The 25,610-nt window shown below is 64.7% G+C and carries 18 protein-coding genes and 1 pseudogene; 12 read left to right on the top strand and 7 right to left on the bottom strand.

Annotated elements, in window-relative coordinates:
* Positions 1 to 241: 241 nt before the first annotated feature.
* Positions 242 to 892, top strand: a complete 651-nt coding sequence (locus tag E9229_RS08555) for a GntR family transcriptional regulator (protein WP_183510796.1) — start codon at positions 242 to 244, stop codon at positions 890 to 892.
* A 59-nt stretch (positions 893 to 951) separates the two neighbouring features.
* A complete protein-coding gene (locus tag E9229_RS08550; protein ID WP_183510795.1) occupies positions 952 to 2,253 on the top strand; it encodes a M20 metallopeptidase family protein in 1,302 nt (433 codons plus the stop codon).
* Between the two features lie 289 nt (positions 2,254 to 2,542).
* Here the strand turns inward: E9229_RS08550 and E9229_RS08545 are convergent, their stop codons facing one another.
* Entirely contained in the window at positions 2,543 to 3,916 is a 1,374-nt protein-coding gene (locus E9229_RS08545) for an NAD-dependent succinate-semialdehyde dehydrogenase (RefSeq protein WP_183510794.1), read from the bottom strand.
* A 146-nt stretch (positions 3,917 to 4,062) separates the two neighbouring features.
* Here E9229_RS08545 and E9229_RS08540 point away from each other — a divergent pair, with 146 nt between their 5' ends.
* Entirely contained in the window at positions 4,063 to 4,437 is a 375-nt protein-coding gene (locus E9229_RS08540; RefSeq protein WP_183510793.1) for a hypothetical protein, read from the top strand.
* A gap of 37 nt (positions 4,438 to 4,474) precedes the next feature.
* On the opposite strand, the gene E9229_RS08535 is transcribed toward E9229_RS08540, so the two are convergent.
* Positions 4,475 to 5,590 carry an alanine racemase gene (locus E9229_RS08535; RefSeq protein ID WP_183510792.1) on the bottom strand — a complete coding sequence of 372 codons (1,116 nt, stop codon included), beginning with the start codon at positions 5,588 to 5,590 and terminating at the stop codon, positions 4,475 to 4,477.
* A gap of 189 nt (positions 5,591 to 5,779) precedes the next feature.
* On the opposite strand from E9229_RS08535, the gene E9229_RS08530 reads away from it, so the two are divergent.
* The gene (locus E9229_RS08530; RefSeq protein WP_183510791.1) at positions 5,780 to 6,826 is read left to right on the top strand and encodes an MBL fold metallo-hydrolase; all 1,047 of its coding nucleotides are present in this window, start codon (positions 5,780 to 5,782) and stop codon (positions 6,824 to 6,826) included.
* On the top strand, positions 6,823 to 8,166 hold the full coding sequence (locus E9229_RS08525) for an MFS transporter (RefSeq protein ID WP_183510789.1): 1,344 nt from the start codon (positions 6,823 to 6,825) through the stop codon (positions 8,164 to 8,166). Before E9229_RS08530 ends, E9229_RS08525 begins: the two co-directional genes overlap by 4 nt.
* 211 nt (positions 8,167 to 8,377) lie before the next feature.
* On the opposite strand, the gene E9229_RS08520 is transcribed toward E9229_RS08525, so the two are convergent.
* Positions 8,378 to 8,779: a hypothetical protein gene (locus E9229_RS08520; RefSeq protein WP_312855639.1), complete on the bottom strand. Its 402-nt coding sequence runs from the start codon at positions 8,777 to 8,779 to the stop codon at positions 8,378 to 8,380.
* 120 nt (positions 8,780 to 8,899) lie between these two features.
* On the opposite strand from E9229_RS08520, the gene E9229_RS08515 reads away from it, so the two are divergent.
* Positions 8,900 to 10,144, top strand: a complete 1,245-nt coding sequence (locus E9229_RS08515) for an ISL3 family transposase (protein WP_183510471.1) — start codon at positions 8,900 to 8,902, stop codon at positions 10,142 to 10,144.
* 196 nt (positions 10,145 to 10,340) lie between these two features.
* Here the strand turns inward: E9229_RS08515 and E9229_RS08510 are convergent, their stop codons facing one another.
* Both E9229_RS08510 and E9229_RS08505 read right to left on the bottom strand, forming a co-directional pair.
* Positions 10,341 to 11,264 carry a LysR substrate-binding domain-containing protein gene (locus tag E9229_RS08510; protein ID WP_183510788.1) on the bottom strand — a complete coding sequence of 308 codons (924 nt, stop codon included), beginning with the start codon at positions 11,262 to 11,264 and terminating at the stop codon, positions 10,341 to 10,343.
* A gap of 26 nt (positions 11,265 to 11,290) precedes the next feature.
* A complete protein-coding gene (locus E9229_RS08505; protein WP_183510787.1) occupies positions 11,291 to 12,022 on the bottom strand; it encodes a M50 family metallopeptidase in 732 nt (243 codons plus the stop codon).
* Between the two features lie 542 nt (positions 12,023 to 12,564).
* On the opposite strand from E9229_RS08505, the gene E9229_RS19815 reads away from it, so the two are divergent.
* The 5 genes from E9229_RS19815 (at position 12,565) to E9229_RS08480 (ending at position 22,604) form a co-directional block, all read left to right on the top strand.
* Positions 12,565 to 13,551 (top strand): DUF305 domain-containing protein, encoded by a 987-nt coding sequence (locus E9229_RS19815; protein ID WP_183510786.1) that lies wholly within the window; start codon positions 12,565 to 12,567, stop codon positions 13,549 to 13,551.
* Between the two features lie 131 nt (positions 13,552 to 13,682).
* On the top strand, positions 13,683 to 15,287 hold the full coding sequence (locus tag E9229_RS08495) for an AMP-binding protein (RefSeq protein WP_183510784.1): 1,605 nt from the start codon (positions 13,683 to 13,685) through the stop codon (positions 15,285 to 15,287).
* A 53-nt stretch (positions 15,288 to 15,340) separates the two neighbouring features.
* On the top strand, positions 15,341 to 17,146 hold the full coding sequence (gene glsA / locus E9229_RS08490; protein WP_183510783.1) for a glutaminase A: 1,806 nt from the start codon (positions 15,341 to 15,343) through the stop codon (positions 17,144 to 17,146).
* Between the two features lie 132 nt (positions 17,147 to 17,278).
* Positions 17,279 to 18,766: an APC family permease gene (locus E9229_RS08485; RefSeq protein ID WP_312855638.1), complete on the top strand. Its 1,488-nt coding sequence runs from the start codon at positions 17,279 to 17,281 to the stop codon at positions 18,764 to 18,766.
* A gap of 253 nt (positions 18,767 to 19,019) precedes the next feature.
* On the top strand, positions 19,020 to 22,604 hold the full coding sequence (locus tag E9229_RS08480) for a TM0106 family RecB-like putative nuclease (RefSeq protein WP_183510782.1): 3,585 nt from the start codon (positions 19,020 to 19,022) through the stop codon (positions 22,602 to 22,604).
* A 609-nt stretch (positions 22,605 to 23,213) separates the two neighbouring features.
* On the opposite strand, the gene E9229_RS19345 is transcribed toward E9229_RS08480, so the two are convergent.
* Positions 23,214 to 23,393 (bottom strand): RidA family protein, encoded by a 180-nt coding sequence (locus E9229_RS19345; protein WP_246380638.1) that lies wholly within the window; start codon positions 23,391 to 23,393, stop codon positions 23,214 to 23,216.
* A 414-nt stretch (positions 23,394 to 23,807) separates the two neighbouring features.
* On the opposite strand from E9229_RS19345, the gene E9229_RS08470 reads away from it, so the two are divergent.
* Positions 23,808 to 24,746 (top strand): ferritin-like domain-containing protein, encoded by a 939-nt coding sequence (locus E9229_RS08470; protein WP_183510781.1) that lies wholly within the window; start codon positions 23,808 to 23,810, stop codon positions 24,744 to 24,746.
* Positions 24,747 to 25,067: 321 nt separating this feature from the next.
* On the opposite strand, the pseudogene E9229_RS08465 reads toward E9229_RS08470, so the two are convergent.
* Positions 25,068 to 25,580, bottom strand: a pseudogene (locus E9229_RS08465) (transposase); the annotation flags it as partial.
* Between the last annotated feature and the right edge of the window lie 30 nt (positions 25,581 to 25,610).

Below are 25,610 nucleotides of genomic sequence, written 5' to 3'. Positions count from 1 at the left end.
TGATTCCTTGGATGAAACCGTGGCGTTTCGCTTCATGGGAACCGCGCACTTTGATGTGGTTCGGTAGACGTTTCCTAACCACCCTCGAGTGTGTATACACTGTATTCACTTTATTCTTGTGATGTCAATCACCAAATTTTCTGCTGAAACCGGTCACCTTGAAGGTGGGTTCCCGCAACGGGAATCCACCTAATACCCTCCGTACACGTCACGGCTCGCACCAGGCCGGGAAGGAAGCGCAATGAACGAAATCATGGTGGAGCCCCTGGCCACCCGGGTGCACCGCATCCTCAGTGATGACATCGTCACCGGCCGCATCGCACCCGGGACGCCCCTGATCCAAAAGCAGCTGGCCGCCCGCTTCGATGTTTCCCGGACCCCTATTCGCGACGTCCTGACTCAACTCACCGCCGACGGACTGGCTCAACTGATCTCCGGCAAGGGCTGCTTCGTCAGCGATGTTTCCCGCGATGCCGTCACCGACGTCTACACCGTACGCGCGGCATTGGAGGAACCAGCCTTCCGGATGGTTTTTGGAAAGCACACCGCCCTGCAGCTACATCAACTACGCATCCTAGCCACCGAAACACTGCAGGTCTCCCCTGAAAACGGTGAGGAATTCTATGAAGCATCACTGCAATTCCATCAACTGCTCATGGCACCGTGCCCCAACGAATATCTCCTCGAAGTCCTTTCCGGCGTCTGGGCCCACCCCATCCAACGCCGCATTACCCTCACCCATCGGCCCTCCCCCGACCACATCCGACACGTCGCGGACGACCACTCAGCCATCGTCAGCGCACTGGAGCACGGGGATCTGGAAAGCGGGCTCCTCGCCTTGGCCCACTGCAACACCCCGTCCAGCCACCGCCGGTCCGCACCAGACGCCTGAAACACCACAGCAAACCTCGCAACCACACCTGCCCCACCCACCCGATCGGAGCCCACCCCATGACCCACGATGCATCAATCAACGATTCCAGCACCACAAACCACCTCGGGAACCCCACGTCCCCAGCCCATGATCCATCCGTCTTTGCCTCACTCGTCCACGATGCCCAGGCCCTGGATCCCGAACTTCGTGACCTCCGGCGCGAAATCCACCGCCACCCGGAAATCGGCCTGGACCTGCCCCTGACCCAAGCCTCGATCATCACGCGACTGAACAAACTCGAGGGACTGGAAATCAGCACCGGCACCCGGCAGAGCTCGGTCACCGCTGTTCTGCGCGGTGCCGCCCCGTACCAGGGCGAACGTCCGGTCGTCCTGCTGCGCGGCGACATGGACGCCCTGCCGGTCACCGAGGAAACCGGCCTGGACTTCAGCTCCGAAATTGACGGCGCCATGCATGCCTGCGGACACGACCTTCATGTCGCCGGACTCTACGGCGCCGCACGACTGCTCCACGCACGACGCGATCAACTCACCGCCGATGTCATCTTCATGTTCCAGCCGGGCGAAGAGGCCTATCACGGAGCCCGCTACATGGTCGAAGACGGCGTACTCCAAGCCGCCGGACGCACCGTGGATCAGGCTTACGGCCTGCACGTCTTTTCCATGCTCCACGACAATGGGGTCTTCCTCTCCCGGCCCGGGACCCTGATGGCCGGCTGCGAGGAAATCTTCGTCACGGTCCACGGCGCCGGAGGCCACGGCTCCATCCCCCACCTGGCCAAGGACCCCGTCCCGGTGGCAGCGGAAATCATCGTAGCCCTGCAGAGCCTGGTCACCCGGGGCTACAACGTCTTTGACCCGGTGGTCGCCACCGTCGGCCGGCTCGAATCGGGCACCGCCGGCAACGTCATTCCCGACACCGCCACCATGGACATCAGCCTGCGGCTCTTCTCCCCGGCGAACAAGGAAAAACTGATCAAGGACGTGGTCCGCCTGGTCGAAGGCATCGCCTCGGCACACGGCCTGCACGCCAGCTACAGCCTGGCCCCGGACTACCCGGTAACCGTGAACAATGACGTCGAACACCGCTTCGCTCAAGACACCATCACCTCACTTTTCGGGGCGGAAGCCTTCCAGGAACTGGAACACCCGTTGACCGGATCCGAGGATTTCTCCCACGTCCTGAACGAGGTCCCCGGCGCGTACCTGCTTCTGGGAGCCAAAATTGGCGACTCCACCGAGACCAACCACTCGCCTCGGGCCGACTTCGATGAAGCGGTCCTGCCCCGGGCCGCGGCAGCCCTGGCGGCACTGGCCCTGACCCGACCGGCCTGGCAGGATCCGGCCGTCCACCCCTAGCCTGCACCGGCGTCGCAAGACGGCACCGCCCCGCAAATTCTGCCGACCGGGGTGGTGCTGTTCTTTTTCGCAACGCACTGGGGATCGGGTCCTGATTTTTCCGTCACGGCTACACCGACCAGGATTAATTCCGGCGTGCCTCGGCGAGCACTCCCAGCTCGGGTCGACAGCTCAAGCATGACGACTAAAACCAATGCTTGGTCCGTGCTGTGAGCCGGCCATCGAAACACGCAAAAAGGGGGCGCGGGATGCGCAACGAATCCGCATCCCGCGCCCCCACGGTTGGCGCCTAGCCGCGGAAGGTGACCAGCTTGCGGTTCACGAACTCCTCCATGCCGTACTTGCCCAGTTCGCGACCGACACCCGAACGCTTGACTCCGCCGAACGGAAGCTCTGCGGCGCTGCCGCTGGTCTGGTTGATCGAGACCATGCCGACCTCCAACTTCCGGGCCATAGCGTGGGCGCGCTCCATGTCGGTAGTCTGGATCGAGGCGCCGAGCCCGTATGCGGAGCTGTTGGCAAGCTCCACCGCCTCGTCATCGCCGGCAACCTTGTAGAGCACGGCGACCGGGCCGAAGAGCTCTTCGCTGTAGGCACGCATGTCCGGCGTGACATCGGCGAGTACCGTCGGGGCGTAGAACGCGCCGTCGCCCTGAAGCGCTGCACCGCCGGCCAGCACCGTGGCGCCCTTGTCGATGGCGTCCTGTACCTGGGCAGCGAGTCCCTCACGGGCAGCGGCAGAAGACAGCGGGCCAAGGAAGGTGTCTTCCTCGGCCGGATTCCCGACTTTGATCCCGGCTACGGCACCGGTGAAGGATTCGACGAACTCGTCGTAGACCAGCTCGTCGACGATGATGCGCTTGGCCGCATTGCAGGCCTGGCCGGTGTTGCCGAAGCGGCCGAACATGGCCTGCTTGGCGGCACGGGCAACGTTGGCGTTATCCAGCACCAGGAACGGGTCCGAGCCGCCGAGTTCCAGCACCACCTTCTTCAGGTTGCGGCCGGCGATTTCGGCGACGGCCGATCCGGCACGCTCGGAGCCGGTCAGCGAGACGCCCTGCACGCGGGTGTCGGCAATGATGTCGGCGACCTGTTCGTTGCTGGCGAAGATGTTCACGTAGGCTCCGGCGGGGGCACCTGCCTCGGCAAAGATGGCCTCCATGGCCAGGGCCGACTCCGGGCACTGCGGGGCGTGCTTGAGCAGGATCGTGTTGCCGTTCATCAGGTTCGGCGCCGCGAAGCGAGCCACCTGGTAGTACGGGAAGTTCCACGGCATGATGCCCAACAGCACTCCGACGCCCTCCTTGCGGATCAACGCGGTGCCGCCGGCGGCTACTTCAAGTTCCTCGTCAGCCAGGAACTTCTCACCGTTTGCCGCGTAGTAGCGGTAGATCGAGACGGTGATGTCGATTTCCTTGCCGGATTGGAAGATCGGCTTGCCCATTTCGCGGGTGATGATCCCCGCCAGTTCGTCGCGGCGCTCCTCATACAGGTCGGCAACTCGGGTCAGCAGCGCCGCCCGCTCGGCGATCGCCGAGGTGTTCCAGCCGGCGAAGGCGGTGCCTGCCATCTCCAGTGCCGCTGCGACATCGGCGTCGCTAGCAGTGGGATAGGTGGCTTCAACGATGCCGGTAGCGGGGTTGGTGACTGCGTAAACACTCATGGGAGCTCCTTCGGAACGGTACTGCGCGGTTACGAGCTACCGTATTTCATTTGTACCTGCAATCACGAACCGCACATCTTCGCCGGGTGAGCAGAAACCCGCCGGCGAAGACCCTCGCCAGCCACGTGGATCGGTAGTCTGGTGCAATGAACAGCCCCAGCACGGACGGAATCCGTGAACACGTTGCCCTGATGGATATCAGCTCAGTTGCCCGGGGTGTCATGACGGTGCTCGGCCCGGCACTCGTCGGCGCATTGACCGGCACGGGCGATCGCGCCCTCCCCGGACAGTGGACCAGACCCTACGGAGCAGAACCGGGCGCGGCAGCGGCCGAACGTTTGCGCAACGCCTTGGTGCAATGGCTGCGTCTGTGCGCCGTAGAGGACGCTGACCTTGCCCGTGCGTGGATTTTGGGCACCAACCCGCTGCTGGACGGCGGAACAGCCATCTCCGCGCTGCGGGAAGACCGCTTCGAACAGCTCGATGCGGCGGTCACCCATTTCGTTGACGGTCTCGGCTGAGCATGCCGGCCCGCACCTGAGATTCCGGAAGCTGTCCTCAGAACTCCGGGTGCCAGGTTTCGGCACCCTGGGCGCTGACGGCAACCGCGTCGCGCCAACGGTCGAACACCGAGCACGGATGGGAAATGCCCAGATCCACTAGGTCCCCCACGACCAGCCCGGCACATTCCTCGAGGATCAGATGGTGGTCGAAGAGCCGGGTCGCCGTTCCGGCTGCTCCTGCGATCGGTGCCCCAGCTCGGTAGGCGACGAGCAGCACCGGCAGCCCGGCATCGTAGGCGAGCTCCCGCTTGCCGGCGTTGATCATCACGCGGCCTTCCTCCGGAGCGGAAATGACTTGGGCGCGGACCCGGGCCGCTGCCGTCAGGCCCTTCACCGGGCTGATATTTGCATAGGTCCCGTGGTCATGGACGACGTAGCAACCCGAGCGAAGCACGTTTTCCACGGTGCCGCCGGGCAGGAAGAGCGCTGCACGGTCCTGGAAGGCCGAACCGCCGATCGAAAAGATGGGCTTCTCGATTTCGACGCTCGACCTCAGCATCTCGAAGATGCCCAGCGCATTGGCGCAATGCGCGTCGATGGCCGCGAGGTTGCCTGCGTCCCGCGAGTTGGGCGCCACCCCCTCATAGGCGCTGACCCCGGCGAAGAGCAGGCACGGTGCCGCGATGACCGCCTCCGCGAGCGGGCCGGCCTGGGCCGCGTCCCTGATGCCGGTGCGCCCGCCGGCGACTCCGACGTCGATGAGCACGCGCAGCGGCATCGGGCTCCCGGCAAAGGCCCCGGTCGCGGCGGCGATACCGGCAGCCGAGTCGACGAGCAGGTGGATCAGCAGTCCCGGGTCGGCTTCCTGCAGGCCTCGCAGCACCATGAGGTCGGGCGCGAAGATCACCTCGTTGGCGATCAGGATCTTCCGGGCGCCGAACTGGGCGGCGAGTGCGGCCTGCTTGGCTGTGGCAACGGTGGCTCCCCATGCTCCGGGAAGCTGCCGTTGCACAATCTGCCGGGTCATCGTGGTCTTGATGTGCGGGGCAAGGACCATGCCGTGCTCGGCGGCCCAGCGTTCCTTCAGGGCGATATTAGCCTCGATGGCCTCGACGTCCAGCAGCAGTCGGGGCAGTGAATCCAGCGGCAGGCTTCCAGGCGGGATGCTCATGTTCGGGGGGTCTCCTCGGTAAATCGGTGAGTGCTCCCCTCGATGGTGGCATATTCCGAGGGTGGTCGGCATTCATAGGTTTAACCGATGTAAATGTCAGATAAATACAGTTTTACATATGTGCGCTGGGACACCATTCTGGTTATGGGCCTCCGTTAGACATCCCGGCCCTCGAAGGAGAAGAATCCCGTGCAAAGCACATCCCTGAAACCACACGTCGTGACCCTCGGCACTGCGGGCGGGCCTCGCTGGTGGACCGGCGAAAACGCCGGAAAGCGCTCAGGCATTGCCACAGCCGTGGTGGTCGGCTCGGCCGTCTACCTAGTGGATGCCGGGACCGGCGTCGGCAACCAGCTGATGAAGGCCGGATTCACCGTCGCCGACCTGCGCGGGATCTTCCTCACCCACTTGCACTCGGATCACACGATCGATCTTGCCTCGCTGGCCATCTTCGGGATGTTCAACCTCTCCCCCGGCCAAGCGCCGATCCACATCGTCGGCCCGGGCAACCGCGGCGCCCTGCCGCCGGCGTCACCGCGTGCCGCGGTGGCACCGCAGCCGCTCTACCCCGCCAACCCCACACCGGGAACAGCCGACATGTTCAGCCACCTGATGCAGGCCTACGCCACCGACCTGAACGACCGGGTCATCGATGCGCTGCGTCCTTCACCGCTGGAGCATTTCATCGCCACTGACATCGTGATCCCGGAGGGGACCGGCTACCACCCGAACCAGAATCCCACCCCGGAAGATTTCATCCCGTTCGAAATCTACAGCGACGACCTGGTCACCGTGACGGCAACACTGGTCAAACACCCACCCATAGCACCGGCCTTCGCGTTCCGCTTCGACACGGCAGAAGGATCGGTAACGATCTCAGGGGACACCGCCCCCTGTGAAAACCTGGTGACCCTGGCAGCAGGCACCGATTTGCTGCTGCATGAGGCCATCGACTTCGACTGGGTCGAGCGCTCCTACGGGTCGATCGGCACCGAGGCGGCACGCGCCTCCATGGACCACCACCGCGTCTCCCACACCTCTCCGGCCCAGGCCATCGAACTGGCCGAACGCGCCGGCGTCCGCACGCTGGCCCTGCACCACCTGGTGCCGGGCACCACCCCGCTTTCCGTCTGGCTCTCCCACGCCGACGGCTTCTCCGGAACCTTCCTGGTGCCGGATGACCTTGAAACCATCTCCTTCGCGCACGTACCCTCCGAAATGGCAGCCACCCGATGAAGCACAGCACCACGACTCAGGTCCCCCCGGCAGCATCACTCGAAGTCCCTTCGCTGAATTCCCCGCAAATGCGGCGAATCCTCGCCTCCTCCTTTATCGGCAGCGCGATCGAATTCTACGATTTCATCCTCTACGCAACGGCGGCCTCGCTGGTTTTCAACAAGGTCTTCTTCATTAACCTGAACCCCTCCGTCGCACTCTTCGCCTCCTTCGCCACCCTCGCAGTGGGCTACCTCGCCCGGCCGCTGGGCGGCATCGTCTTCGGTCACTTCGGCGACAAACTGGGCCGCAAGGGCGTGCTGATTACCTCCATGGTGATGATGGGCGTGGCCTCGACGATCATCGGGCTGCTTCCTCCGACCGCGCAGGTGGGCATGATTGCCCCGATCGCGTTGATCTTCCTGCGCATCGTCCAGGGGCTGGCCGTTGGCGGGGAATGGGGAGGCGCCATGCTCATGGCCCTCGAACATGCACCGAAGGAACGCCGCGGTTTCGCTGCAAGCTTCGCCAACATGGGCGGTCCGGCCGGCGCAGTGCTGGCAACCCTTGCCGTCTCGGCCGTCTCCACGCTGCCCAACGACCAGTTCCTGGCCTGGGGCTGGCGCATCCCGTTCCTCGCCAGCATCCTGCTGGTCGCCATCGGCCTGGTCATCCGGCTGAAGGTCGCCGAGTCGCCGCTGTTCCTGGCCCTTGAAGACAAGGCCGAGGAACGCAAGATCCCGCTGATGCAGGTCCTGACCAAGTACCCGAAATCGGTCATCATGGGCACGCTCGTGGGCATGAGTTCCTACACAGTGCAGGGCATCATGACGGTCTGGGCGATCTCCTATGTGGTGGACTCGGCCGGAATGGACCGCACCGCAGTACTGAACATCAAGGCCTGCGGCGCCGCCCTGACCGTGGTTGCCGTGTGGGTCGCGGCCCGCTACTCGGACCGCATCGGACGCCGCCCGGTCATGATGGTCGGCATCATTGCCGGAGCCGTGCTGGCACTGCCGATCATGTTCATGCTGCAGCTGGGCATGCTCTGGGCCTTCGCCATCGCACTCTTTGCCGCCAACGGCCTGATTCAAGGTGTCATCTTCGGCCCGTTCGGCGCCTTCACCGCCGAATTGTTCCCGACCCGCATCCGCTACACCGGCGCTTCGCTGGTCTATCAGCTCTCTTCGACGCTGGGTGCCGGGTTCACCCCGATGATCGTTGCCGGCCTGGTGCTCCTGGGCGGGGGCTCGCTGTGGATCGCCGGCGCGGTCTGGGCGGCTGCGTTCCTGGTCGCCGCGGTGGCCATGCGCAGCATGAAGGAAGGCAAGGACGCGGACCTGTCAGCCGACGTCATGTAACGGCATCGGACTCAGGTTCACAAGGAGGTGGCCCCCACGGATTATCCGTGGGGGCCACCTCCTTGCTGTGCCAAGGCGACCTTGCGGGCTAGCGCCCGCCGATCACTCCCTTGTCGATGGCCTTGGTGACGGCGTCGGCTTCGGCCTGTGTCAGCGTCCCGTTGGCAACGGCCGCTTCCAGCTTGGACTTCATCCCGGCGGCATGTTCGTCCTAGGCCGTGGAACGGAGGTCATTCAAGGCTGCAGTGACCTTTGATTCGTCGATTCCCAGCGACCCGGCCAAGGACTTGGCCAACTCCTCGTTCAGCTGGGAACGATCAGGCCGCTCGGTGCCCTTAGTGCGTTCGGTCGGCTTGTTGGCCGCCCTGAACGTCTTCAGTGCGTCGCTGACCTTTGATGCGTCAACTCCCAGCTTCCTAGCCAAACCGGAGGCCATTTCACCTTTCTGGTGTCCCTCGTGGTTGCCGTGCCAGCCGTGTTCCGATGGCGCCGAACGGGTGATGCTCTTTGTCGCGTCCGAGGCGGTACCGGACGAATCGGCAGCAGAGGCAACTCCTGCAAAGCCCGGACCGGCGAGAAGCGCCAGGGCTGCAGCGGAAGTACCAATAACCATTGTCTTTTTCTGGCTCTCCTGACGTAAATGTGGGTCAGGGAAAACGTGGTAAACGAGAAAGCATGGGCAACCCGGTAAGTTTGTAAGTTCCTCAACTATCAGACTTAACCGGAGTTACCCATGCGAGCTACCACTCTACTCAATCGCGCCCTCAAATTCAGCGGCACCAGTATCACCAACGTCGAATTCGATGGTCATGGCGCGGTCATCGCCACGGTGAAACTCACCGCCCGGAAGAAGCTCTCCTGCCCGCACTGCCCCTTTGCCACCACGGTCGGATACGACACCCGGTGGGCCGAATCCAGGTGGAGGCACCTGGATCTGGGCGGCAGCCCCCTGGTCCTGAAAATGCTGCGCCGGCGGCTGCGTTGCCCCGAACACGGAGTCGTGGTCCAGGCCGTGCCTTTCGCCCGCTCCAATGCGAGGTTCACCCGAGACTTCGAGGACCTCGTCGCCTGGCTGGTCACCCGGGCGGACAAGACCAGCGTTTCCGCCTTCACCAGGATCGCCTGGCGCACCGTCGGAGCCATCTGTGAACGCGTCGTGGAGGAACAACTCGACGACACACGCTTTGAGAATCTGGTGCACCTGGGCGTGGACGAGATCTCCTGGAAAAAGCACCACAACTACCTCACCCTGGTTTCGGACCACGAAACCTCCACCATCCTTTGGGGAGCAGCCGGGAAGAACGCCGCCACCCTGGATCAGTTCTTCACGGAAATCGGCCCCGAAAACACCCAAGACATCAAGGCGGTCAGCATGGACATGGGAGCGGCATTCATCAAATCCGTGAAGAAGAATGCGCCGCAGGCCGCCATCTGCATCGATCCGTTCCACTGCGTCCAGCTGGCCACCAACGCCCTGGAAGCCGTCCGTCGTGCCTTCTGGCAAAAGGCCCGTGAACTACCGGATAAGGCCTTCGCCAAAAAATACAAGGGCAACCGCTGGGCCCTGCTGAAAAATCCCGGGGACCTCACCGAAAAGCAGGGCGCGACCCTGAAGCAAATGGAGCAGGACGGAGGGGAACTTTGGGAGGCATACCTGCTCAAGGAGTCCTTGCGGGAGGTCTTCGCCGGGGACCTTGAAACCCAAGACGTCATGGGCATGATCAGCGCCTGGTGCGACGCCGCGACCACCAGCGCCCTGGCTCCGTTCAGGAAGGCCGCAGCGACCTTGCGCGGACATATGGAAGGCATTTACCAGGCGGTGACGCGAGGAATCAGCAATGGCAAGCATGAGGGCCTGAACAACAAGATCAGAACCATGACCAGACGCTCCTACGGGTTCCATTCACCGGAGGCCACGCTGGCACTGATCATGCTCGCCTGCGGACCGGTCACCACCCGGCTCCCATACCAGAAATGACACCACCCACATTTACGTCAGGAGAGCCCTTTTTCTTTGCCATGAGCATTCCTTTCAATGGCCGCCCGGAGCGCTGCCATGCATGGGCCCGGCACACATCACCGGTTCACTATCAACGATGCTCGTCGCTGATATGCCGAGGCTGTTTGAAAGCCAGTAACCGGCTGTGACGATTCGACGGCTGGGGACTACGCCATCACCGGCTGGCTGCATGAACCTCGCGTTCGACCCCGATCCGCTCACAGAAGGCGATGAACGCCCGCAGCCGCAGGCTCGGCCTGACCGAGGCGGTGTGGGCCACGCAGATGTCGCTGTTTCCCACCGGTCCGTCGATTTCCACGATGGCCAGCGGAAGCCCGTCGTAGCTCAGGTTAACCGGCGGGCGCTGGACCAGCACCGTATAGCCCAGGCCCCGGGCAACCATGCCACGCACCGTCTCCAGGTTCGAGGAGCTCCAGGCGATCTTCGGGTCCAGCCCGGACATGCGCAGGTTCACCATCTGGTTGTCCCGCACCGAGGGGATGTCCAGTGAAACGAAGTCCTCATCAGCCAGGTCCGCCAGTTTCACGCGACCGCTGCGGGCCAGCACATGGCCCGCTGGCAGCAGCACATAGGGTCGTCCCGCCATGATGGTTGTCGATTGGACCTGTGGCAGCACATGCCGGGTATGGGTGAGCACCGCATCCAAATAGCCCTCAAGCATGCGTTCCTGCAGTTCGGTGCCGTCACCTTCGATGATGCGCACGTCGAGTCCCGGGTTGGGCTTGGAGAACTGCTCGCAGATCACCGGCATCCAGAAGGCCGACAATCCCGAGTAGCAGCCGATCACCAGCGGCCCGGATAACGTGGCGTTGCGTTCGCCGATCCGGTTCTGAACCTCTTCCGCATGGCGCATCAGTTCCCGGGCATCGAGCAGGAACTGGGTACCAACGGCGGTGAGCACCACGCCGCGCGCCCGGAGCCGCACCAGTAGCTGGGAACCGACGATGCGCTCGAGCTCGCCGATCGCCTGGGACATGGCCGCCTGCGAGATATGGCAGGCGGTGGCTGCCCCGGAGAGCGAGCCCTTGTCGGCGACGGCAACGAAATACTGCAACTGCCTGAACGTGTAATTGACCACCGTTCCAGCGTAGGGGATCCCCGGGCTCAGGCGAGCAGGAAGCTGAACTGGTACACGGAGAAGGACACCGCGGCGAGGATGACCACGGCGAATCCGCTCAGCCACAGCCACGCCGGTCCCCCGGTGCGGCGCGCAAGCAGGTACGCATCCGATGAAGCGATCCGGTTTCGGTGCCGCACATGGACGGCGGCGACCTTGAACCAGTCGCGCACCGAGCCCACGAGCAGGCCGATGCCCAGACACAGGATGACCCAGGCGACCACCGTTGGCGCGGCAAAGAGAACCAGCAACTGGGCTATTAGCGCGCAGCACAGCGAGACCAGGATCCCGGCCCAATTGCGGATGAAGATCAGCGAGGCGAGCAGCAACAGCGCTCCAATGGATAGCGCGGCCCCGGAATATCCTGCCCCTGCCGCCCAGATCAGCGCCGCGCCCACCACGGCCGGCGCGGGGTAGCCCCAGAACCCGGACCAGGCGGCGCCGAAACGGCCGCGACCGCTGGAGACCAGCTCGCCCGAATGGTCGAGCCCGATCTTCAGCCCATGGACCATTCGTCCGGTCATGAGCGCGGCAAATGCGTGCCCGAGTTCGTGCACGAACGTCACGTAGAGCCCGAACCAGCGCCAGCTGGCCCGCGGCACCGAAACCACCGCGGCCACGGCAAGGAGGCCCAGCAGCACCGGCAGGGGCGCCTGCAGCGATTCGCCACGTCCGAATCCGGCCAGGACCGCGTCCCACCACCGTGCAAGAAATTCCATGTGTTCAGCCTATGGGCCACGGGCGTGAACTCGGCAAACGCGCCAGGGCGGGGACGGGACCAGGAGTCCGGGGCGGCACCCGCAGGCTCCCGGCCCTAACCGGCAACGTCGCGTCACTTGATGCAACGCGGGCCGATTTCCGCTGCGCGCGTGGTGCGACACGGATCGCGATTCCCGGGCTTCTCCCACATTCGAACTTTACGCTCGCCGACTCAACTGTTATTTATGGCCGGGCACGGTCCGGGGAAGGAGATCCATGGCATCGTTCGCCGCTCGGTTCTCCTTCGTGTTCCTCGCGTTGGATGCCAACCCGGCGCCGGTTTCCCCATCCTCCGGAACTCAGGACGCCGCCACGGAAACGATGGGCACAGTGGTTGCCGACTCCGGGGTCCGGCATTGCCCGGACAATGCTCCACCTTCCCCGCAGTGCCTTGCCCCGGCCGACCGGGCAGCTCACCGCGACCTGCCCCACCGCCGTCCACTGCCCCCCCCCTCCAGCAGGGGGCGGGCACGCCGGTTGATCACCATATAAAGGACCCCCGATGTCCACCTCTTCTGCGCCGTCACGGCGCCCCGTTTCCTGTGCCCTGATCCTGGCCGTTGCCGCCTTCGTCCTGGCCATCGGCTTCGGTGGATGGATTCTCGGCACGATGAGCCCGAACACCGGCTACCCGGCCAACGCATCGGTCGAGGCAGGCTTTGCCCGCGAGATGCAACCCAGCCACCAGGCAGTCGAGCTGTCGAGCTGTCGAGCTGTCGAGCTGTCGATGATCATCCGCGGCTGCTCGACCAACGAGGCGGTACGCACCTTCGCCTATGACATCGCCCTGACCCAACAACAGCAAGCGGGGCAGACGTTCACCTGGCTGAACATCTGGTGGCTCCCCCAGGCCTCCTCGCAGCCTGGGATGGCTTGGATGTCCGCCCGGACGCTTGATGGCACCACTTCGCCTGCCGGGCACAAAACCCCACCGGGGCAAATCCACACCATGGCCTCCCCCATAGTGCTCAGCGCCTGGGGTGCCCAGCTGTCTGCAGACACCGTCGATGACCGCGGATCGACGTGTTCATCAAGAAATACCGGCTCGGCTCCCAGACCCCCGAGCCCGATGCGGCCTGCACCGGCGGCCTGGAAATTCCAGCGTAGCAATCATCGCTTGCACAGCCTCCCGACAGCTGGCGGGACTACGCTGAGGGAAAACAGTTACCCACATCAGGAGTCGTACATGAGTTCGCTATTGCCGTCCCTGCTCTCGGGCGCCGGCCTGATCGGCGGGTTCCAGACCGCCCGGGCCACCAAGAACCGCCAGCTCGGAGGAGCCGTCCTGGCCGCCGCGGGAGCGGGCGCCTTCGCCCTGTGGAAGCGCAACGCCGGCACGCCACGGGCCGTTGCCCTGACCGGGACCTATCTGGCAGCGTTCGGGCTTTCGCACCCGCTGGCGAAGAAGCTGGGCGCCTGGCCCGCCGTCTACACCGTCACCGCGGGCACCGTCATCGCTTCGCTGCTGTTCGGGCGCCGCGGCAAATAGGCAGCTGGCCTTCGTTTCGTCAGCGCTTCATGGTGACGGGCGGCCGGCACCGGCCCTGATAGCTTCAGGGGAACGGTGCCGGCGCCCGTCCGAACACCCACACACACAGAGTCTCTAACCAAGGTGATGACATGCCGGTTTCCCCACTCTCCGTACAATCCCGACTCCCCCACGAGGTGGTAGTCGCGGAACTGCTCTGCGACAGGCACCCGGCTGCCGACACCGCGTTCACAGTCATCGACGAACAGCTGGATCACGCCGACCTTTCCTTTGCGCAGCTGCGCGAGGACTCCGAACGCGCCGCCGCTCTGCTGGCATCCTTCGGCGTGCAGCCAGGCGACCGCGTCGCCACGCTCATGGGCAAGAGCTCCGAACTTATCTCGATGCTCCTGGGCATCTGGCGCCTAGGCGCCGTCCATGTCCCGCTCTTCACCGCCTTCGCCACCCCGGCCATCAGGGTCCGCCTCGAAGGCGCCGGAGCCCGCGTCGTGGTTGCCGACAGCGCGCAACTGCCCAAGCTCGCCACCGATGAACTCTCCCGCGAGCTGAACCTGAGCGTGTTGGAGGCCGATGGCCCCGAGGGCCCGCTGGCACTGATGCTTGCCGAACAGCCCACCGGCTTCGAGGCGGCGGTGCGCCGGCTCGATGACCCGATAGTGGAGATCTTCACCTCCGGCACCACCGGCACCCCCAAGGGCGTCCCGGTCCCGGTCCGCGCACTGGAGGCCTTCGACGCCTACTTCCACTACGGGCTGGACGTGCGCGAGGACGATGTCTTCTGGAACGTCGCGGACCCGGGCTGGGCCTACGGGCTGTACTACGGCATCCTCGCCCCGCTCTATGCCGGCCGGCGCAACCTGCTGCTGTCCACCAGCTTCAGCGCCGAACTCTGCTGGCAGGTGCTGGTGAAGTTCGGCGTCACCAACTTCGCCGCCGCGCCGACCATCGTGCGCTCCATGCGCGCAGAACGCCCCGAGGGGCTCCCCGGGCTCAAGCTGCTGCGCGCCTCCAGCGCCGGCGAGCCGTTGGATGCCACCACCATCGACTGGTCGGCCAAGGTGCTGGGCACCCCGGTCCGCGACCACTACGGGCAGACCGAGATGGGCATGTGCATCATCAACGGCTGGGCACCGGACGTGATCGCCGAGCTGCGCCCCGGTTCCATGGGCGGGCCGATGCCCGGCTACGCGGCCGCCGTGCTGAAGTTGGATTCCGACGAGATAGCCGACCCGGGCGAGCGCGGTCGCGTGGCCCTCGACGTTCCTGCCTCCTCGATGATGTGGTTCCCCGGCTACACGGGCGACCCGGTCCGCACCGCCGAGCGCTTCAGCTCGGACGGGCGCTGGTATTACACCGGAGACGCGGGAATGGTCGACGAGCAGGGCTACTTCTTCTTCTCCTCGCGCGATGACGACGTGATCATCATGTCCGGCTACCGGATTGGCCCGTTCGAGATCGAATCGGTGCTCGCCGAGCACGCCTCGGTCCGCGAATCCGCTGTCATCGGGGTCCCCGACGAGCTGCGTGGCGAGGTGCTGATCGCCTATGTCGTCCCCACGGCCGGCATCACCGGCGATGCCGCTCTGGTCGCCGAACTGCAGCAGCTGGTCAAGACCCGCTATGCGACCCACGCCTATCCGCGCCGCATCGAGTTCGTCCGGGATCTGCCCAAGACCCCCAGCGGGAAGCTGCAGCGCTACCTGCTGCGCCAGGCCGAGGCCTCCCGCCAGCAATAACACCGACCGGCGCCACCGCGCGGGGGCGCGGGGCGCAGGCCTATGCTGGGCACATGCGATCCCCCATCGAAGGCTACCTGCGCGAACTCCACGCCGACCTGTCCCGGCTGCGTGGCGGCGTCCCCTACCAGGGCATCCCGGCGATGGCCGGTGTGAATCCCGACGAATTCGCCATAGCCCTGGCCACAGTGGACGGGCACGTCTACCAGGTCGGCGACACGCAGTCGGAGTTCTCCATCCAGTCCATCTCCAAGCCCTTCAGTTACGGGCTGGCACTGGATGACCTCGGCGCCGGGCCGGTGGACGAGAAGATCGACGTCGAACCCTCCGGAGACGCGTTCAACGAGATCTCGCTGGCAAGGGACACCGGCCGCCCGGCGAACGCGATGATCAACGCCGGGGCCATCGCCGCCGTCTCGCTGATTCCCGAGGCCCCCGGAGCCACCCGCTTCGAACGCATTCTGGAACGCTTCTCGCTCTGCGCCGGGCGTCAGCTGGCGGTCAGCGAGGAGATCTACCATTCCGAGGCACAGACCGGGCACCGAAACCGCGCACTGGCCTACCTGCTGCGTTCCTTCGGCATCATCGAAACCGATCCGACGCGGGCGCTCGAGGACTATTTCAGGGCCTGCTCGGTCATGGTCACCACGCCCGACCTGGCCATGATGGCCGCGACCCTGGCCAACGCCGGCAGCCACCCGGTGACCGGCGTGCAGGCCATGGGCCTGGACGCCGTGCAACGGGTGCTTTCGGTGATGACCACCTGCGGGATGTACGACGATGCCGGCGCGTGGATGAGCACGGTGGGCCTTCCAGCCAAGTCCGGTGTCGGCGGCGGGCTCATCGCAGTACTGCCGGGCCAGCTGGGCCTGGCGGTGTATTCGCCGCCGCTGGATGCGCACGGTTCCTCGGTGCGCGGGGTGGCCGCCTGCGAACGGATGAGCCGGGACATGGGGCTGCACTTCGTCCGCGCCGCACGCATTGGACGCTCGACCGTGCGCGGCAGCTACGACGTGCGGGCCGTCCCCTCGGCGGTACGCCATTCGCAGGCCGAGGAGGAGCTGCTGGACGCGCAGGGCTACCGGGCCCGGATCGTGGAGCTGACCGGAGACCTGCTCTTCGCCGGCACCGAATCGATGGTCCGTGCCATCACCGAACTGGATCCGGAGGTGGAACTGGTGCTGCTGGACGTGCGCCGGGTCGATGAGACGGATGCCGTGGCGCTGGCCATGATGTGCGAGCTGCGCGACCAGCTGGCAGAGGAGGGCCGCGTGCTGGGGCTGATCGACGAGGCCGGGGCGACCAGCTCCCACGTCTGCGCCGAGGGGGACCCGCTCTTCACCACCCGCACCGAGGCGGTCGAATGGGCCGAGGAGCAGCTGCTGGCCCGGTACGGCGGCGAGCACCTGAGCGCCACCGAGGTGGACATCCCCGATTTCGACGTCCTCGCCCCACTTTCGACGGCTGACATCGCCGTGCTCGAGGAACTCATGGTCCCGCTACAGGTGCAGGACGGGATCTTCCTGCGCAAGACCGGCGAGAATTTCGGCGGCGTGTATTTCATCCTCTCCGGCAAGGTCACCACCAGCACCAGCGAAGGCGGGCATCTGGTCCGCCACGCGATGCTCGGCCCGGGCATGACCTTCGGGGAGATAGCCCTGGGGTCCGGCGGCGACCAGGTCACCCAGGTCACGGCGCGGGGCCCGGTACGGCTGAAACTGCTCGGTGCGCAGGCCATCGAGCAGTTGGAGGAGCAGCGCCCGGAATTGGCGCTGCGGCTCTGGAAGGCCGTTGCCCGCGACGCCTACACGCTGGTGGAACAGAACCTACGCGAGGCGGCCGTGCGGATCGGCGACTGACGTGGCCTTCCGGACCATGGGCAACTCCGGGTTTCGGGCGTACCCTCTCAGCTAGCGGGCTCCGCCCGCTGCCGCGGGTCGGTGCCAGCACGGGCCGAACCGGGGTTTCCGCCGGGTGGAAAGCAGGTCTTCGTGGAACAGCACCAGCGCTTGGATGATAACGAGCATCTCGCCGTCTTGGGCTACACCGGCTCTTTCGACCGGTCGATGTCGCTCTGGTCGAACTTCGCGTTGGGGTTCACCTACCTGTCCCCGCTCGTTGGCGTGTATTCGCTCTTCGCCGTGGCCCTGGCCACCGGCGGACCGCCCTCGATTTTCTGGCTGCTGATCGTCGGCGGCGGCCAGCTGCTGGTTGCACTGGTCTTCGGTGAGGTCGTCTCGCAGTTCCCGATCCACGGCGGCATCTACCCCTGGACCCGGCGGCTCTGGGGCCGTCGCTACGCGTGGATGGCGGCCTGGATCTACATCTGGGCGATGATCGTGACCATCACGGCGGTCGCCCAATTCGGTTCCGGCTTCCTGGGCAGCATCTTCGGCGTCGAGGTCTCCCGCGGCTCCACCCTGTTGTTAACCCTGGTCCTGTTGTTCGTTGCGCTGGCGCTGAACTTCACCGGCACCCGAACCCTCGCTACGGCGGCCCGGATCGGGCTCGTCGCCGAGCTCACCGGGGTGATAGCGCTGGGCCTTTACCTGCTGATCTTCGACCGCAAGCACCCCTTCTCCACGTTTTTCGATTCCATGGGAGTGGAAGGAAACGGCTCCTACGCCGCGGCGTTCATGGGTGCGGCCCTGGCCGGATTGTTCCTGTTCTACGGCTTCGAGGCCTGCGGCGATGTGGCGGAGGAAGTCAACAACCCGGCCAGGCGCATTCCGCTGGCCATGGTCATGACCATCCTGGTCGGCGGTGTCTCGGCTCTGCTCTCCTTCGGCGGATACGTGCTTGCCGCTCCTGATCTGCAAAAGATCGTCGCCGGTCAGGATCCCGATCCGATCCCCGCCATCTTGGAATCGGCGCTCGGCCCGATCGGGGCCAAGGTCTTCCTCGTCGTTGCCATCATGGCGTTCATGTCCTGCGTACTTTCGCTGCAGGCGGCGGCCTCGCGGCTGGTCTTCTCCTTTGCCCGCGATGGAATGCTTCCGGGGCACGCCTGGCTGGCCAAGGTCTCTCCGAAGTCGAAGGTCCCGACCCATGCGCTGATCGTCGCCTGCCTGATCCCGGTGTTGATCAGCGTGTTGATCTTCTTCGGTTCAGAGCAGTTGCTCACCCAGGTCACCAGCTTCGCCGTGCTGGGGATCTACGTCGCCTTCCAGTCCGTAGTGCTCGCCGCGTTGCGCCAGCGGCTTCGCGGATGGAAGCCCGCCGGGCCCTTCAGTCTCGGATCCTTCGGCATCGTGGTGAACGTGGCCGCCCTTGCCTACGGGCTCTTTGCCCTGTACCTGTTGGCGAAGCCGACCAGCACCGGCGATTTCTTCACCGACTGGACGGTCCTGATCGGCTTCGCCGTGGTGGCCGGCGTCGGATTGATCTACCTCTTCGCCGCCCGTCCGGACGGCAAGTCGCATGCGCCCTCCGGGGATGCGCTGGAGGTGGCCGAAAAGCTGAGGTCTGCCAGCCACTGAGCCGGTATGGCCGGGTTGGCCCAACGGTCTCCCCCGAAGGCGAAGAAGGGGCAAAGGAAACCGGTTTCTTGGCAGCCTCCATGGCAAGGCCGCCCATTAGGCATTCGGTATTCAGTCGGAGGGGGGACTCAAACCGGTTCTCCACGCGGCAGGGCGGACGCCCTTCCCGCCGCCGGGTGTCGGCCCGGGCTGTTAGATTCGAAGCAGGACGCGGCAACCGGCCGCGGCATGATGCCCCTCGGAGGCTCCCCCATTGTTCTTGCTTGCATCGGATATCGCCGGCGCGCCGGCCGACCTGGTCTTCTCGGCCAGCGACCTGGTGACCGCCAGCGAATGTGAATACCGGTCGCTGCGGGTATTGGATCTGCGCCTGGGACGAACGGGTAAGCCCGACTTCGGCACCGATGAAATGCTCGACCGCGCCGCCGCCCTGGGTGATGTCCACGAAAACAAGGTCCTGCACGGGCTGATCAACCAATTCGGTCCATGGGACCGGGCCACCGGCACTGGAGTCAAACAGCTGGCCCGCGCCGACAGCAACCGGACTGCGCTCAGCGCTGCCCGCGACGAAACCCTCGAGGCCCTGCGCATCGGCGCAGACGTTGTCTTCCAAGCCACGTTCTTCGACGGGGAGTTCGTTGGTTTCGCCGATTTCCTGGTCCGCGAGCCCGACGGTGCCTACTCGGTTTGGGACTCGAAGCTGGCCCGCCATGCCAAGGTCACCGCCCTGCTGCAGCTGGCCGCCTACGGGGACCAGCTGCTTGCCTCGGGCATTCCGCTGCACAGCGAAACCCGCCTGGTGCTCGGCGATAACACCCACAGCGTGCATGAGATCCACGACCTGCTGCCGGTCTTCCGGGACCGCCGCGACCGCTTCCGTTCGATGAGCGCTGCGGCGCGCGCCGGAAACGCCGTGACCTGGGGCCAGCCCGGGATCGGCGCGTGCGGGCGCTGCGACTACTGCTTCGAACAGGTCACCGCGCACCGGGACCTGCTGCTGGTGGCGGGCATGAGCTCATCACGACGCAAGAAGCTGATGGACGCCGGAATCACCACCATCGACGAGCTGGCGGCGATGCCCGCCACGGCGGCCACCGGAGCGGTCTCCAAGCTGCGCGACCAGGCCCGCATGCAGACAGGGGTGCAGGAACCGGACGGCTCTCGCACCTTCACCGCCAACGGCACCGAACGCACAGTGGGCTATCGGCTGCTGCCCACCCAGACCATTTCCCGGCTTCCGGCACCGAGCCCCGGCGACATCTACTTCGATTTCGAGGGCGACCCCCTGTGGCAGGACACCAACGAGGGCTGGGGCTTGGAATACCTCTTTGGGGTCATCGAGGTCGACACCGGCAGTGCTGTCTTCAAGCCGTTCTGGGCGCACAGCCGTGCCGGCGAGCGCCAGGCGTTCCTGGACTTCCTCGCCTATGTCGAGGACCGCCGTAAGACCTGGCCGGAGCTGCACGTCTACCACTATGCCGCGTATGAGAAGTCGGCGCTGCGCAACCTTTCCCTTCGCCACGTGGCAGGCGAGGAAACGGTGGACGACTGGCTGCGCGAGGGCCTGCTGGTGGACCTCTACGAGACGGTGCGCAATTCGCTGCGGATCACCGAGGCCTCATACTCGATCAAGAAGATCGAGCCGCTGTACATGGGCGAGAACCTTCGCTCCGGTGATGTGAAAGACGCCGGCGCCTCGGTGGTCGCCTACTCGAAATACACCGAGGCACGCGATGGCGGGGATGCGGCGGTGGCCGCCACGATCCTGACCTCCATCTCCGACTACAACGAATATGATTGCCTCTCCACGCTCGAGCTCGACCGTTGGCTGCGCTCGCTGGCACCAGCCACCGCCTGGGAGTCCCACGCTCAGCAAGCCCTGCCGGATTCGGCGGCCCAGGCCCCGGTGCCGGAACCCTCACCCGAGGAAATTCGGTTGCGTGACTATCTGGCTGCCCTGCCCGATGACCGCGACGCGACGCCGGAGGAGGCTGCGATCGCCATGGTCGCCGCGGCCACCGGCTACCACCGGCGCGAGGACAAGCAGTACTGGTGGGACCTGTTCAGCAACATCGATGCGCTGGACGAGGACCTCGCCGAAACTCGCAACTCTTTCTTGGTCCACCGCGCCACGGTGCTGGAGGACTGGGCGAAGGTCGGAGGAGCCCGGACAAGGATGAAAACCCGGTTCGTGGAGCTGATCGGGACCGCCCCCGAGGGATCGGATTTCCGCGAGGGCAGCAAATGGCACCGGGTCATGTCTGGCCCCGCCCCGGAAACCTACATGTTCCCGGTGTCCACGGAAACCGGACGCTATGCCGCACCGGATGCCGAGGTCGAGAGCATCGAGCCGGCCCATGATGCACTGGGCAAGGCCGCCCGAGACGAGACCATGTCCCGGATCGTGCTGCGCGAGAAGGAAACCGGGAAGCTGCCGGCCGACGGGGAGCTGCCGATCCGCCTGCTGGTCAACAAGCCGGTGAACACGGCAAGCCTGCGCGCCGCACTTGCTGCGCTTGCCCAGGAGGTCGGCGCCACCGTTCCGGACCTGCCGGCACACCCGGGCCTGGACATCCTGCGCCGGCGTTCCCCGCAGCTTGCCACGCTGAACGGACTGCCCGCCTTGGAAACCGATGAGCACGGCCGGCACAACTACATTAAGGCCATTACTGCCGCAGTGTCCGACCTGGACCATTCCTACCTCGCTGTACAAGGCCCACCGGGCACCGGTAAGACACACGTCGGTTCGCATGTCATTGCCGAGCTGGTGGGCCGTGGTTGGAACGTCGGGGTCGTCGGCCAATCCCATGCCGTGGTGGAGAACATGCTGCGCGCGGCGATCAACAAGGCCGGTGTGGATCCCGATCTGGTGGGCAAGAAGGTCCGCGACGGCATCGATCCGGATTCGGTGCCCTGGCGCGTGAAAACGGATGAGGGCCTGTCAGGTCTGCTCGGCTCCGGAAACGGCGCACTCATCGGCGGGACCGCTTGGACGATGACCGGCAACCATGTGGGTGCCGATTCCCTTGACCTGCTGGTGATCGACGAGGCCGGACAGTACTCGCTGGCGAATACCCTGGCCGTGGCACGGTCGGCCAAGCGCCTGCTGCTACTCGGGGATCCGCAGCAGCTTCCCCAGGTCACCCAGGGCCAGCACCCGGAACCAGTGGACGAATCGGCGCTGGGCTGGCTCTCGGCCGGGCACAGCACGCTGCCTGAACCCATGGGCTACTTCCTAGCCGATTCGTGGCGGATGCACCCGCGACTATGCGCCGCCGTCTCGAAGCTGAGCTACCGCGGAAAGCTTGAATCCACGCCCGCCGCATCGGCCCGGCATCTGGAAGGCGCCGAACCCGGCGTGCACACGGTCATGGTGTCCCATCAGGGCAACTCCACCTCCTCCGTCGAGGAAGCTGCCGAGGTAATCAACCAGATCCACGCGCACCTTGGACTTCCTTGGCACGACCCGCGCGAGGGCGGGGGAAGCCGCCCGCTGGAAGCATCCGATATCCTCGTGGTCGCTGCCTACAACGCGCAGGTCAACATCGTCCGAGATGCGCTGGACGCCGCCGGGCTCGGCGAGGCACGGGTCGGAACGGTGGATAAGTTCCAGGGCCAGGAGGCCCCCGTTGTACTGATGTCGATGGCTTGCTCGGCCGCGGTGGATGCACCTCGAGGCATGGAGTTCCTCCTCAACCGCAACCGGGTCAATGTGGCTGTTTCGCGCGGGCAATGGCGCGCCGTGATCATCCGCTCCCCCGAGCTGACCAACTACATGCCCTCGAATCCTGCCGTATTCGCCGAACTGGGCGCGTTCATCGGGCTGGACCGCTCCTGACCAAACGAAAGCTCCGCGACGAGCACCATGTTCCAACGCTCGCAAGCCGTGGAGCCGAGCAGCTAGTCGGAGGCTCGACTCCCGTGCCAGCTTCAGTGTGCGCTTCCCGCACTGAGGACGGGGGCGGTTCAGCACACGGGAACGTGAAGTACTCAAGGCTCATTTTTGCTCGTGAAATCACGGATGTCAGGTGATTGGCCTGCGGACAAAACATCAGGGTTGACCGATATTCAGGACCGCGGGCATGTGAAGCCTGCAGGGTTTCGCGTGCGATGCGGCAAGCCACTTTGAGGGTGGCCGGATTTTCGGTCGGAACATCGTTTCTGGAACCAACATCTTGGTGCAATCGACGTGCTTTCCTCGGACCTGATATGTGGCTGGACCGATGCGCAGCCCCCGCATCGTCTAGCTGCAGGGCCACACAGCCCGTAACACGAGTCCGTTTGTGGACCTGCTGACGGTCATGCCTTACGAACATTATCGTCACAATCGGGCACTTCGTACGACCATCGCCAAGCGCACTTCCACAAACGAAAACGCTATAAGCACAACAGGGAGGTAGCTCGATCTCACCTGCGCGGCGGGGCGTTGCCTACTCGATGATCGCAGTCATGCGAATGGAGATGAGGACTCCAGGAACCACGGCACCGAGTTTTGTCGTGTAGCGAGTCGGGGGCTGACGGGGAACCATGTTCCGTATTCGTCATTCATGCCGGAAAAGTCCGCCGGGTCCGCGAGCAATACCCCGACCTCAACCACGTTATCGAGGCCGGCCCCCGCAGCTCCCAGGACGCTTCTGCAGTTGACGAGCGCCTGCCGTGTTTTTTCTTGGATTTATGGTCCGGCAAGTTGGCCCGTGGCGACATCAATACCGACCAATCCCGTAACGTAAACATGGCCCCCCCACTTTGATGCCTTGGCTGTACAACGGGGAACTCGGTGCGTTGGGCGTGCTGATTACTTCGCGCATCTCGCCAGTATGACCCCGGTAAATAATGACTGTCCACACTCAGCCGAGGCAACGCATCTGGCTACGCGGAGGTTTTTATGAGTCAACGCGGCCTCTTCCCTCGTCTTGATCCTGCATGTACCCTGACACCTATCGCGGTCGCTTCGACCGTGGCGAGGGTTCCGCAGTGCTGGGGGAGCGCTAGAGGAGACAGTCCTGCCCCCGCCATTCCATCAGAATGGCAGGAGAACACAATGTTCGAGCAGAAATTCATCACCACGGCAATGGCAAGGAGCGCGGAAAACACCCTTGACCGCAGGAAGCTCTTTAGCGCAGCTGCCGCGGCAGGCCTCGTGGGTACCGGCGCACTGCTATCGGCCGCACCTGCATCGGCTCATTCCGATAGGGACGAGCATAAGGGTGCCCCCAGCGACTCTTCCATCCTGAACTTCGCACTGAACTTGGAATACCTTGAGGCCGAATTCTACCTGCGTGCGGTCACTGGCAGGGGTCTGGCCGACAGCCTCACGGACGGCAGGGGAAAGAAAGGCTGGGTCACGGGCGGACGAAAGGTCCCGTTCACACGCGGTAGCCTGATCCACAAGTACGCCATCGAGATCGCAGCGGATGAAAAGGCTCATGTCCGTTTTCTGCGCAGCGCACTCGGCAAAGCCGCGGTGGCCCGGCCTCGGATCGACCTTGATGCCAGCTTTACCGCTGCCGCTCTCGCTGCCGGTCTCATCACTGCAGGTCAGACCTTCAGCCCGTTCAAGGATGAAACAAGTTTCCTGCTCGGGGCGTTTATTTTCGAGGACGTTGGCGTCACTGCATATAAGGGGGCTGCACCGTTCATTGACAACAAGACCTACCTCGAGGCGGCTGCTGGCATCCTTGCTGTGGAGGCATACCACGCTGGCATTATCAGAACCACCATGTATGCCCGGGGCCTTCAGGCTCCCGCCCAAGCCATCTCGAACGCCCGCGACAGCCTCGATGGCAAGACGGATCTGGATCAGGGCATCGGAACGGCCAAGGTCGCCAACCTCGTGCCCGCCGACGCCAATGCCCTGGCCTTCAGCCGTACCACGGCGCAGGTCTTGAACATCGCCTACCTGAACCCGAAGTCGGTCACATCCGGCGGGTTTTTCCCGCACGGTGTCAACGGAAAGATCAACCGAAGCGGTTCCAACTAGGTGAGGTCCACCGCCGAGCTGTAGCACCCCATCTAGGTCGTGTTGCTCCCGGAAGTGCGGCGGTCATCGCGTGATTTTTGAAACGACTTACCGAGTCTGTTTCGAAGGAGCGCTCACGCGATGACCGCACCCATAAGTGCTCTGATGGGCGCCATAGTCCACGCCGTGTGCGGCGCCGGCTACGGCGCCCATTCGCAGACCGCACCAATCTCTGTCGTGGCGAGGCATCAACTGCTTGGGGTGAATACGTGCGAATGGAAAATTCGTTGAAGTCTGGGGATCGCTGGGCCCTCTAATTCCTAAGAAAATGCGCCAATAGGCTCAGGGGCGGCGGAGGAGCCGGGCATCCCAGCGGTGGGTCAGCCAGGCTTCGCGGATGAGTCGGCGGATCACGATGACACTGTTCGCCAAAGCGATGAACGCGTTGATGACGGTGGTGCGCCGTTCGGTGCAGATCGCCAGTTTGCGGAATCCGCGGTTGTGCCAGGAGTTGGTGCGTTCCACCACCCACCGTTTGCCGACCGGGATCGGTGAGGGGATGCCCTGGGTGGCGACCTCGCCCGCGCAGCCGAGTTCCTCGAGCAGGTCCCGGGTCTTGGTGGAGTCGTAGCCGGCGTCCAGGTGCACGGTGATCTTTGGTGGCAGGTGGAATCCGAAGCGGGCGAGTTTCTCCAGGGTGGGGCGTAGTAGCGGGGAGTCGTGCCGGTTCGCTGGTGCGGCCACGCATCCCAGGGGGATGCCCCTGCCGTCGGTGAGGACCGAGCGTTTGGTTCCTTGTTTGCCGCGGTCTACCGGCGATTTTCCGGCCATTTCCCCGCCGCATGGGGCCTTGACTGTATAGACGGAGCTTTCGGTAGCGCATGT

Source organism: Paeniglutamicibacter cryotolerans (assembly GCF_014190875.1).
Lineage (GTDB): Bacteria > Actinomycetota > Actinomycetes > Actinomycetales > Micrococcaceae > Paeniglutamicibacter > Paeniglutamicibacter cryotolerans.
Note: the sequence above shows the minus strand (reverse complement) of the source record. Positions and strands in the feature narration are given on the sequence as shown.